The organism is Rhodococcus sp. P3_B8 (genome assembly GCF_056402775.1).
In genome coordinates this window covers 92,761-103,773 of sequence record NZ_JBFUGT010000009.1, presented here as the reverse complement: position 1 = coordinate 103,773, position 11,013 = coordinate 92,761, and the positions used below count along the sequence as shown (strand labels likewise).

Annotated in this window: 6 protein-coding genes; all 6 read right to left on the bottom strand. The window is 70.8% G+C overall.

Features of this window, described 5'->3' with window-relative positions; translation table 11 throughout:
• Positions 1–5,977: amino acid adenylation domain-containing protein (locus AC1D1G_RS06560; RefSeq protein WP_477951539.1), on the bottom strand; the 5,977-nt coding region annotated here is incomplete at its 3' end.
• Complete coding sequence (locus tag AC1D1G_RS06555; protein WP_477951538.1) at positions 5,964–7,535, bottom strand: amino acid adenylation domain-containing protein; 1,572 nt, start codon at positions 7,533–7,535, stop codon at positions 5,964–5,966. The genes AC1D1G_RS06555 and AC1D1G_RS06560, both read right to left, overlap by 14 nt.
• Positions 7,532–8,584 carry an HAD-IIIC family phosphatase gene (locus AC1D1G_RS06550; protein ID WP_477951541.1) on the bottom strand — a complete coding sequence of 351 codons (1,053 nt, stop codon included), beginning with the start codon at positions 8,582–8,584 and terminating at the stop codon, positions 7,532–7,534. The genes AC1D1G_RS06555 and AC1D1G_RS06550 overlap by 4 nt, the downstream gene beginning before the upstream one ends.
• Positions 8,581–9,591, bottom strand: a complete 1,011-nt coding sequence (locus AC1D1G_RS06545; RefSeq protein ID WP_477951537.1) for a 3-oxoacyl-ACP synthase — start codon at positions 9,589–9,591, stop codon at positions 8,581–8,583. The genes AC1D1G_RS06550 and AC1D1G_RS06545 overlap by 4 nt, the downstream gene beginning before the upstream one ends.
• Complete coding sequence (locus AC1D1G_RS06540) at positions 9,588–10,685, bottom strand: acyl-CoA dehydrogenase family protein (RefSeq protein WP_477951536.1); 1,098 nt, start codon at positions 10,683–10,685, stop codon at positions 9,588–9,590. The genes AC1D1G_RS06545 and AC1D1G_RS06540 overlap by 4 nt, the downstream gene beginning before the upstream one ends.
• A complete protein-coding gene (locus AC1D1G_RS06535; RefSeq protein WP_105415177.1) occupies positions 10,682–10,981 on the bottom strand; it encodes an acyl carrier protein in 300 nt (99 codons plus the stop codon). The genes AC1D1G_RS06540 and AC1D1G_RS06535 overlap by 4 nt, the downstream gene beginning before the upstream one ends.
• Between the last annotated feature and the right edge of the window lie 32 nt (positions 10,982–11,013).

The window sequence follows — 11,013 nt, the reverse complement described above, 5'->3', positions numbered from 1 at the left end:
TGGTGGCCAGGACCGCGGGGGTGGCGAACGCGTGCGTGATCCGCTCGGCCGCGAGCAGTTCCGTCAGTGCGGCGCCGCCGTACACGTGCGGCGCCGCGATGACCAGTCGCGCACCGGCACCGAACGCCATGAGGTATTCGAGCATCGTCGCGTCGAACCCGGGTGACGCGAGATTCAGGACGCGCGAGGCATTCGTCGTCGCGTACCGGGCGCGCTGATCGATCGTGAAGTTCTGCAGCCCCGCATGGGGGATCACGACGCCCTTCGGTGCCCCCGTCGACCCGGATGTGTACATCAGATACGCCGGATGGCCCGGTCGCAGCGGTACGACCCGGTCGTCGTCGGTGATCGGATGGGATTCCCATCGCCGCGTCGGACCCGGATAGTCGAGGAGCAGCCACTCCACACCGTCGGGCATCCGATCGCGCTGTTCGGCGACCGTGAGTCCCGCCACCGCCCCGCAGTCGGCGAGGATGTCGGCGATCCTCCCCGGCGGCAGATTCGGATCCACCGGGACGAACGACGCACCCGACTTCGCCACCGCCCACACCGACACCACCAGTTCCACCGACCGGACGAGCCCGATCGCCACGTGGTCCTCCGGTCCGATTCCGCGGCGGATCAACACCCAGGCCAGGCGGTTCGACCAGTCGTCGAGCTCGCGATACGACATCACCGCGTTGCCGTAGGACAGCGCGACGGCGTGCGGGTCCCGGGCGGCCGCGGCGGAGAGGATCTCCGGCAGCAGCCGGGTCGTGCCGGTGGGCCGCCCGCGCACCGGGACGAGGGCCTCGCGTTCGCCGGGCGACAGCAGATCGAATCGGGCCAGTGGAATCTCCGGGTCGGCGACCACCGCGTCGAGGAGCCGCACGTATCGTTCGGCGAACTTGCGGACGGTCGCGGCGTCGAAGATGTCGGTGGCATAGGTGAATCCGGCGCTGATTCCGGCGGGTTCCCCGCCCTCCCCGAATCGTTCGGCCAGGGTCAGCTGCAGGTCGAACGTGGAGACGGAGACACCGAGGTCGATCTCCTCCACGTCCAGTTCCGGAAGGCTCGGAGTGGGCCGCACGACGTCCTGGAATTCGAACAGCACCTGGAACAACGGCGCGTGGGCCGTGGTGCGCGGCAGAGCGAGCGCCTCGACCACCCGCTCGAACGGCACCTCCGCGTGCGCGAACGCCTCCAGATCGCAGTCCCGCACGGCGGCGAGCAGCGCGGTGAACGAGTCGGCGCCGTGGACGGGGGTGCGCAGTGCCAGGGTGTTGACGAACATCCCCACCACGTCGTCGAGGACGGCCTCGCCGCGGCCCGCCACCGCGGATCCGATCACCACATCGGTGGTGCTTCCCAAGCGGGACACCAGGACCGCGAACGCGGCGTGCGTGACCATGAACACGGTCGCATCGTGTTCGCGGGCAAGGGCCACCACCTTCCGGTGCAGGCGGTCCCCGATCTCGAACGACTCCCGCGCGCCGGCGAGCGACCGGTGTTCGGGACGTGCGCGGTCCATCGGCAGGTCCGTCACCACCGGCGCGTCGGCGAGCGCGGAATGCCAGTACCCGAGCTGGCGGGACATCAGGGAGCCGGGATCGTCCTCCGACCCGAGCAGCGCCCGCTGCCAGATGCTGTAGTCGGCGTACTGCACCGGAAGCGGCACCCAGTCCGGCGCGTCCCCCCGCGCCCGGGCGGTGTACGCGGAGGTGATGTCGCGGGCCAGCGGGCCCAGCGACAGCGCGTCCGCCGCGATGTGATGGACCACCAGGGCCAGCGCGTGATCATGCGGACCGACCTCGAACAGGTGCGCCCGCAACGGAACCTGCGCGGTCACCTCGAAGCCCGCGGACAGCGCCGCCGCGAGTCGGTCCCGCAGGTCGCTCTCCCCCGACACCCTGACCGCGCGGAGGGCGGGCACCGCGGCCGACGCCGGGATCACCGACTGCACCGGCGTGTCCCCCCGCATCGGGAAGACCGTTCGCAACGCCTCGTGCCGGTCCACGACGTCCGTCAGCGCCGCGTGCAGCGCCGCGACGTCGAGAGGGCCGCGCAACCGGAAGGCCGCCGCGATGTTGTAGGCGGGCGACGTCGTGTCGAACTGGTCGAGGAACCACATCCGCGTCTGCGCTAGCGACACCGGCGCCGCCGCGGACCGGTCCGTCGCCACCAGCGGCGGCCGGTCCGCCGAGGCCGCCCGGCTCACCCGAGCCGCCAGCGACCGCACCGTCCGCGCCTCGAAGACGTCGCGCACTCCCACACCCGCACCGAGCACACCCTGAATCCGCGCCACGACCTTCGCCGCGATCAGCGAGTTGCCGCCGAGCGCGAAGAAGTCGTCGTCGATCCCGACCGCGGGCACGCCGAGCAGCGCGGCGAAGATGACCGCGAGCGACTCTTCGACGGGAGTGCCCGGTGCCACGAATTCGCGAGAAGCTGCGACGGGCGCCGGAAGCGCCGCCCGGTCCAATTTCCCGTTGACGGTGAGCGGCAGCCGTTCGAGGATCGTCACCGACGCCGGGACCATGTACGACGGCAGCGCGCCTCCGGCGAATTCCAGCACGGCCTCCGTGTCGACGATCGCACCCGCCTCGGGCACCACGTACGCCGCCGGTGCCGGGCCGGTCACCGGATCCTCGTGCAGGGTCACCACCGCCTGCGCGACCCCGTCGCACCGGCCCAGCACCCATTCGATTTCGCCGAGTTCCACCCGGAATCCGCGGATCTCGACCTGCAGGTCGTCGCGTCCGAGGTAGTCGAGACTCCCGTCGCGTCGCCACCGCACGACGTCCCCGGTCCGGTACATCCGGGCGCCCGACGCATCCGCGACGAAGCGGGCCGCCGTGAGCCCGGCGCGGCCCAGGTAGCCGCGCGCGAGTTGCGGTCCCGCCACGTACAGTTCGCCGGCCACCCCGACCGGCACCGGACGCAGCCGCGCGTCCAGCACCGACACCCGGAATCCCGGAATCGGCCGCCCCACCTTGCTCGTCCACGCGGTGGCGGCGAGTCCGCGGCCGAGCGGGAGGTGCGTGACGTGCACCGTCGTCTCGGTGATGCCGTACATGTTCACCAGCACGGGTGCGTCCTCACCGTGGCGGGAGTACCAGCGTTCGAGTTGCCCGAAGTCGAGCGCCTCGCCGCCGAGCACGACGTAGCGCAGCGGCGGTGGGCTCGCGCCGTCCTCCGTATCGGTGGCCTCGATCAACTGCGAGAACGCCGTCGGCGTCTGGCTCAGCACCGTCACCCGCTCGCGGCGCAGCAGCGCGAGGAACGCGGCGGGCGATCGGGTGGTGTCGAAGTCGACGACGACGAGCGTCCCGCCGTGCAGCAGCGCGCCCCACAACTCCCAGACCGAGAAGTCGAATGCCGGGGAATGGAACATCGTCCACACGTCGGTGTCCCCGAACCGGAACAGATCCCGGGTGCTCGTGAAGAGCGAGACCACGTTGCGGTGCGACACCGCGACGCCCTTCGGACGTCCCGTCGATCCCGACGTGTAGACGACGTAGGCCAACGAGTCCGGATCGACCGGTGGCCGTTCGGCGTCGGTCAGCGGGTCCGCGGAGATGCCGCCGGGATCCGTGTCCGTCGAATCGAGGAGCAGGACGGGGACGTCCGACGCCGGCAGCGCGCGTTCGGTGTCCCGGGTGGCCAGAATGCACACCGGGTCGGCGTCGTCGAGGACGAGCGCCGACCGTTCACCGGGATGATCCGCGTCGATCGGGACGTAGGCGGCCCCGGCCTTGACGACCGCCACGAGCGCGACGACGAGCGCCGCCGAGCGCGGCATCGCAACCGCGACCGAGAACTCCGGGCCCCCTCGCTGCGAGAGCAGTTTCCGTGCAAGCCGATTCGACCGGGCGTCGAGGTCGGCGTAACTCAGGCGCTCGCCACCCGACACGACCGCGGTGGCGTCGGGGGTCCGCGCTGCCCGGGCGGCGAACAGCTCACCGAGTGTCGTTTGCTCGGCGGTATCGGCCGGACGGGTCGACCAGTCCTCCAGCACAGCGCGTTCGGCCGGTTCGACCAGGTCGATGTCGCCGATCACGACGGACGGATCCGCGGCGGCGGCCTCGGCGGTCCGCACGAACCGCCGAGCCAGTCCCTCCACGGTGGCGGCGTCGAACAGGTCTGTCGCGTAGGTGAATCGGGCCGTCGTGTCCGACACCGTCACGCGCAGATCGAGGTCGCCGAGTTCTCCTCCGGGGTCCGAGAATTCGAGCAGCACCTGGAAGAGCGGTGCGTGCGACCCGGACGGCGGCGGGTCGAGCGCGTCCACGATTCGCCGGGCGGGCACGCAGCGGTGGGCGAACGCCTCCGCGTCGGCGTCCCGCACGGTGCCGACGTACTCGTCGACGCGATCCGAGCCGCGCACGTGGGTCCGCAGCACCACCGGGTCGGTGTCCGTCCGCCTGCCGATGACGACGTCGTCGGTACGGGCCGACCGTGCCAGCACCAGCGCCAGCACCGCATGGGTCACGGTGGCGGCGTCCGTGCGGTGTGCGGCGGCGAACGCGTCGAGCGTGCGCCGCAGATCCGGGTCGAGGGCGACGTCGACGGCGGCGCTGCGGTGGGACGGCCGTGCGGGCCGCGGGCGGTCGGTGGGCAGGTCCAGCACCGGGGGCGCGTCCGCCAGTGTGCGCGTCCAGAAGTCGAGCTGGGCCGTCTCCTCGTGGACGGTGGTGAGCGCGGCGTCCGCGTCGGCCGTGACGAAGTCGCCGAGCAGTTCCAGGAACTGCCGGTGATGCGCGCCGACCTCGTCGGCGTCGTACCGGTTGGGGTTGGCCAGGAAGTGGACGAAGGTCCGGACCGGTGTGCCGCTCCGGTACACGTTGACGAGCAGATCCTCGACCGGCCCGGACGTGACGATGTGGTATTCGCCGACGAGCGGCCCCAGAACGAGTTCCTGGTGGAAGAGCATGACGTTGACCATCGGACCCGACAGCGACTGCGCCGCAACGGCGCCCGCGTCGCGCCGGATGTCGCCGAGCCCGAAACGCTGGTGTCGCAGCGCGCCCATCAGGTCGAGTTGGACCCGCTCCACCAGTTGCCCCACCGTGTCCCCGGGGCGGATCTGCACGGGAAGCGGCACGACGCCCGCCACCATTCCGCCGGACCGCCGCAGGGTCGCGGTGGTGCGCGCCGACACCGGGATCTTCAGGAGCACGTCCCGGTGTCCCGTCGTCCTCGACAGGTAGCAGGCGAACGCGGCGACGATCTTCGCGGTCCCGTGGGCGCCGGTGTCGCCGAGTGCGCGCTCCGCCGAGTCCGGCAGGGGCGCGGTGACGTCGGCGCTCGTGGCGACCGCGGGCCCCGTGCGTCGGGCCAGGCTCGATCCGGGTCCGAGGCCGTCGACCCGTTCGGCCCAGAACTGCCGGTCCGCGGCGAAGCGGGACGACGACCGGTACTGCTGATCGGCGTCGTACAGGTGCCGGGGGTCCACGGCCTCGTTGGGCGGCAATTCCCGGTCGAGCACCTCGGCGGTGTACCGGGCCGCGATGCGGTTGAGCATCGTCATCGCACCGTACCCGTCCAGGGCGACGTGGTGAATCTTGCTGTACCACAGATAGTGCGCGTCGCCGACGCGAAGAATCGACGATTCGACGAGGCGATCGCGCGTCGGATCCAGCGGGGTCTCGCAGTCGGCGCGCATCCATCGACGGGCGGCCTCCACCGGTTCGGCGTCCCCGCGGAAGTCCATCAGGCCGATCGACCGGTCCGCCGACGGATCGACCAGTTGGAACGGCTGACCGTCCCGGTCGATCAACCGGAGAAACGGCGATCCGAATTCGTCGGCGGTCGCGACGGTCGCCTCGCGCAGGAGGTCGACGTCCAGGTCGCCGTGCACCTCCACGTACTGGGCGATGCACAGCGGCACGTCGGGGGCCAGTTGCTGGGCCAGCCACGCCTCGTATTGGGCCGACGACAGCGGGAACGGTGCTTCGGCGCTGCCGGCGGCCTCGGTATGGTGCTCACGCAACGCCACCACCTCCGCTGGGCAGCAGCCGGCGCAACGCCACCTCGTCCACCTTGCTGCTCGGTGCGAGCGGAAGGGCGCCGAGCGCGAGGAAGCGGTCGGGCACCGCCTGCGCGACGAGCCGCGCGGCGCAGTGCGCGATCAGGTCGCGTGGTGTGGGCAGTACGGTGGCCGCGGCCGCGGGCACCCAGAACGCGGTCAACACCGTCTCCCCGTGTTCGTCGGCGGTCGCGAGAACCACCGCCTGGTGGATCGCGGGGTGACTCTCCAGCACGGCCTCCACCGCGTGTCTCTCGACCCGGGCGCCGCGCACTTTCACCTGTCCGTCGAACCGGCCGCGGAATTCGATGTCGCCGTGCGGATCGACGCGTGCGAGGTCGCCTGTGTGATACATCCGCGCACCGGGCCGCGCCGCGAAGGGGTCGGCGACGAAGCGGGCCGCGGTGGCGGCCGGGCGGGACGCGTAGCCCTCGGAGATCTGCGGACCGCCGACGTACAGGTCCCCCACCGCTCCGTACGGCACCTCGACCAGTTTCGCGTCGAGGACGTAGGCCGTGCTCGCGCCCAGTGGTCTGCCGATCGGCGCGATCGAGGCGGGCACGTCGCGCACCGGATGAGCGAGGCAGCTGACAGTCGTCTCGGTGGGACCGTACTCGTTGCTCAGCGGGACCCCGGGCAGCACCGCACGATGTTGTTCGACGAGCGTGCCCGGAAGGGCCTCTCCCGCAAGCGTCACCAATCGCAGACGCTCGCGCAGCGGGGTGAGATGCGGCAGCAGCAGCCGGTAGAACGAGGGGGTCGCGACCAGGTGAGTGGTCTGCCATGTCCGGGCGAGCGCGGCGACGGCCTCGGCGTCCATCAGTTCGCGAGCGTCCGGGAGCACGCTGGTGCCGCCGGTGCACAACGCCCACAGGGTCTTCAGCAGGGAACCGTCCCACGTGAGGCGGAACGCGGAGAACGTGACGAGGTCGCCGTCGTCGTAGTCGTAGTTGCGACCGTCGACCATGCTGGCGAGGTTGGCGCGGCTCGCGACGACAGCCTTGGGGACGCCGGTCGACCCGGACGTGGTGATCACGTAGGCGGCGGTGCCCGCGGGCACGTGTTCGGGTAGATCGGCCGGTTCGGCGACGGGCCGGTGCTCGGCGTCCCGGTCGTGCAGTGCGGGAACACGTCCGACCGCGCTGCGGGCCAGGTCCCGGATCCACGCCGGCGACGTCTTCGGATCCGCGGACCCGAAGACGATGGCACCGCAGTCGACGTCGCCGAGGAGTGCGCGGAGCTGACCCACCGGATGTCCGGGCTCGATCACGCACCACGCCGCACCCAGCCGCAGCGCGGCGATCATCCCCACCACCGTCTCGACGCTCTGCCGCTGGTGGATCAGCACCACCTGCCCCGGCCGGACACCGAGGGCGGCGAGTTGCCGCGCCAGTGCCTCGCTCGCCGAATCGAGTTCGCGATACGTCAGCACCCGGTCGCCCACCACGATCGCGATCCGGCCGGGAACCCGCGCGCACTGGCGGAGGATCCCGGTCATCACCCCACCGTTCGCGACCACGTCCGTCATGGCGCCACGTCTTCCGAGAGGACCACGACGTGATCGGCGTTCGGTGCCGCAGCACTGCGAACGTCATTGCACACCAGCAGCATCCGATCGGGGTTCGGGTCGACGACGTCGAAACCCGCGAATCGCAGCGTCACCAGCATCACTCGGTTGACGTCCGTCGGCACGAACTCGGCAAGCGCCCGCCTGCCGTGGGCGCGGGCCCGGTCGACGACGTGCCGGATCAGCGCCGTCCCGACCCCACGGGACATCACCCGGCACGACATCAGCAGCAGTTGCAGGACGGAATCGTCGCCGCGGATCTCCGAGACCGCGAGACCGATCGTGCCGTACCCGCCGAATCGGTCGCCGAGCGACGCGACGAGCACCTCGTGGTCGTCCGAGGCGCACAGCCGGCGCAGTTCGTCGATGCCGAAAGTCCGGCCCGTCGTGTTGAGTTGATGAGACCGGACGGTCAGTTCGTGGGCGCGTTCGAGGTCGTCCTCGGCCGCCCGGCGGACCGTCATGACCAGTTCGAGCGACGCCAGGAACTCGGAGTTGGACCCGTGGAACTCCTGTTCGCTCACCTGACGGATCCGTTCGGCGCGATACAGCGACCTCCGCTGCCTCGCCTCCTCGGTGACGGCGGGCGGCGTCAGCTCGGGAAGGTCGGGGAACGACGCGATCTGCTCGGCGGGATAGCAACGCACCGGCGGAAGCGCCTCGGACACCTCGGCCCGCTCGACGGGATCGTTGTCGACGAACGCGATGGTGTCGAGACCCAGATTCAGTGTCTCCGCGATGCGGCGCACGGCCTCCGACTTCGGGCCCCAGCCGACGTCGACGGCGCAGAACAGTTCCTCGATGCCGTGCATGCGCAGGTGTGCGGCGGCGGGTTCGTATTCGCCGCGGCTCGCCACGGCGTGCAGGATGCCGCGGCGGTCGAGCACGTCCAGGGCGCGGAGGGCGTCCGCCTTCGGCACCGGGGCGTCCTGTTCGAGGACGACGCCGTCCCAGATGGTGTCGTCGAGATCCCAGACCACGCACTTGACCGTCTGCTCCATCGCGATCACTTCCCGTGCCCGGGTCGATCCGGCAGACGTCGGAGCAGTGCGCTGCTCCACGCCGCGACCGGGCTGCTGTTCATGATCACGCAGTAGTCGCCGGGCACCTGTGCGGACGCAGCGTGCTCGAGGTTCGCCGCGACGTCGACGGATCCGAGGTGGCCGAACCGGGCCAGGTTGTCGCGGCAGACCGGATCGATGGTGACGTCGAGTGCCTCCTGCCAGAACGTGAACGCGCCGAGCGACAGGTTCTGCATGAGGAATACGCCGATCGCGTCCTGCTGCAGCCCGTTCCGGGCCAGCAGGTCCGCGTTGATCTCCGTGAACCGCTTCCGGCTCTCGACCGCGAGGCGGAACGAGTACGTGGGTTCGTCGGCGCATTCCTCGACCCAGTCGGCTTCGCGGACGTCGCGGTAGTCGATGTGGAACAGGTCGGCGTATTTTCCGTCGCTGCGGATCATCTGGTCGACGAGTTCGTACCGCCCGGTCCCCGACGTCGTCAGCAGGACCGCGGCGGCGCCGTCGCCCAGGAGCGTCATCGGCGACCGGTACCGCGACCGGGTCGGGGTCTTCGCCGCCGCGACGACGAGGACGTTCTGGCACCGGGGGTCGCCGCGGAGCAACGCCGACGCGAGCGCGAACGACGCCGAGACGGACACGCACCCGAGGTCCCCCACACCGGTGGTGAACGCCTGGGTCGCGCCGAGCCGGTGCTGCAGCCGGGTCGCCTCGGACGCGAGCAGGTATTGCGGAACCCGGCCCTGGACGAGCAACAGCGCATCGATCTGGGTGGCGTCGAGGCCCGCCTTCCGGAGCGCCTCGTCCGCCGCGGCGTGCGCCAGATCCACCTCGGAGAGCCCGATTCCGATCCGCACCGTGTCGATGCCCAGTGACAATGCGTGCTCGCGCTGCGCGATCGGCAATTCGTCGAGCTCGGGCAGTCCGGCAACGGTCACCTCGTCGTCCGGGAACCAGAGCGCGACCGAGTCGACCGTGACCGGTCGGTCGGCCATCATGGCGCACCTCCCCCGAGCACGTAGTCACCGATCTGGAGTTCGGCGACCTCCGTCGCGCCCTCGATGATCTGCATGACCTTGGCATCGCGGAAGAAGCGCCCCACCCTGCTGCCGGGAACGCACCCGGCGGCCCCGAGCACCTGAACCGCCTGCTGGCTCACCGACGCGGCGACGCGGGCCGCGGCGTACTTCGCGGCGATCGTCGTGAACAGCGCGCTCGGCTCGTGGGCGTCGCGTTGTTCGGCGGCCCGCTCGCACAGCGCGCGGGCGCCGGCGGCATCGACCCAGCTGCGACCGAGGATCGCGCGGACCGAGTCGTGCTCGGACAGCACGGCGCTGCCCTGCACCCGGGTGGACGCGTGCGCGACGGCGTCGGCGAGGCACCCGCGCGTCATTCCGGCGCACCCCCAGGCGATGGTGTACCGGCCGTGGTCCAGGGCGGTGCCGACGACGTGGGACAGTCCGAACCCCGGCGGTGCGATCAGGTGGTCGGCGGGGACGACGACGCCGTCCAGCGCGATGTGCGCGATCCGGGCACCGCGCATGCCCAGCTGCCCGTGGATCGGTTCGACGGACACTCCGGTTGCGTCCGTTTCGACCAGCGCGGTGGTCAGCCCGGCCTCCGACCGGCCGAGGACGAGCAGTACGTCCGCGACCTCGCCGAACGTGACCCACAGTTTCCGTCCGGAGATCCGGTGATCCGAGCCGTGCGCCTCGAAACGGGTAGTCACAGAGGAGAGGTCGCTGCCGGCTCCGGATTCGGTGGCGGCGAATCCGGCGAGGAGTTCGCCGGTCGCCAGGGCCGGCACCCACTGTGCCCGCTGTTCGGCGGTGCCCCACCGGTCGAGGGCGGCGTTCACCATCCCCTGCACGGTCAGCAGCGAACGCAACGACGTGCAGACCGCCCCGAGTCTTTCTGCGACCGAGCCGAGTTCGGCCGCGTTCAGGCCGAGTCCCCGGCAGTCCGTCGTCCGGTCCAGCCCGAGGACTCCCGCCCGCGCGGCAGCCTCGATGACGTCGACCGGCAGTCCGGTCTCGTCCCAGGTGCCGGCGTCGGTCTCGGCGGAGGCGACCAGTGTGTCGATACCGATCACGGCGACGCCCCGTCCGTCGCACGAAGCTGCTCGCCCCGCTTTCTCCGAATGAAGCCCGCTACCCGCGCTGCGGTACGGAAGTTGTCGAGATCGAGATCCTCCACCTCGACCACGACGTCGTGGGAGCCCTCGATGTACGTGACGATCTCCAGGGCCCGCAACGAACTCACCAATCCCAGGGTGAAGTAGTCGTCGTCGGGACCGAGTTCCGTCGACGTGATCGAGCTCAGGTACTGCCGTAGCTGCTCGACCAGCTCGTCATGGGACTCGGGCACAGGGGTATTTGCTGTGTCCATGGGCGTGGGATTCCCATTTGGACCAGCGTTCA

What these genes read in the sequence shown, in the direction of transcription:
- AC1D1G_RS06535 (WP_105415177.1), bottom strand. Translation starts at nt 10,981, where the DNA reads ATGGACACAGCAAATACCCCTGTGCCCGAGTCCCATGACGAGCTGGTC.
- AC1D1G_RS06555 (WP_477951538.1), bottom strand. Translation starts at nt 7,535, where the DNA reads ATGACGGACGTGGTCGCGAACGGTGGGGTGATGACCGGGATCCTCCGC.
- AC1D1G_RS06545 (WP_477951537.1), bottom strand. Translation starts at nt 9,591, where the DNA reads ATGATGGCCGACCGACCGGTCACGGTCGACTCGGTCGCGCTCTGGTTC.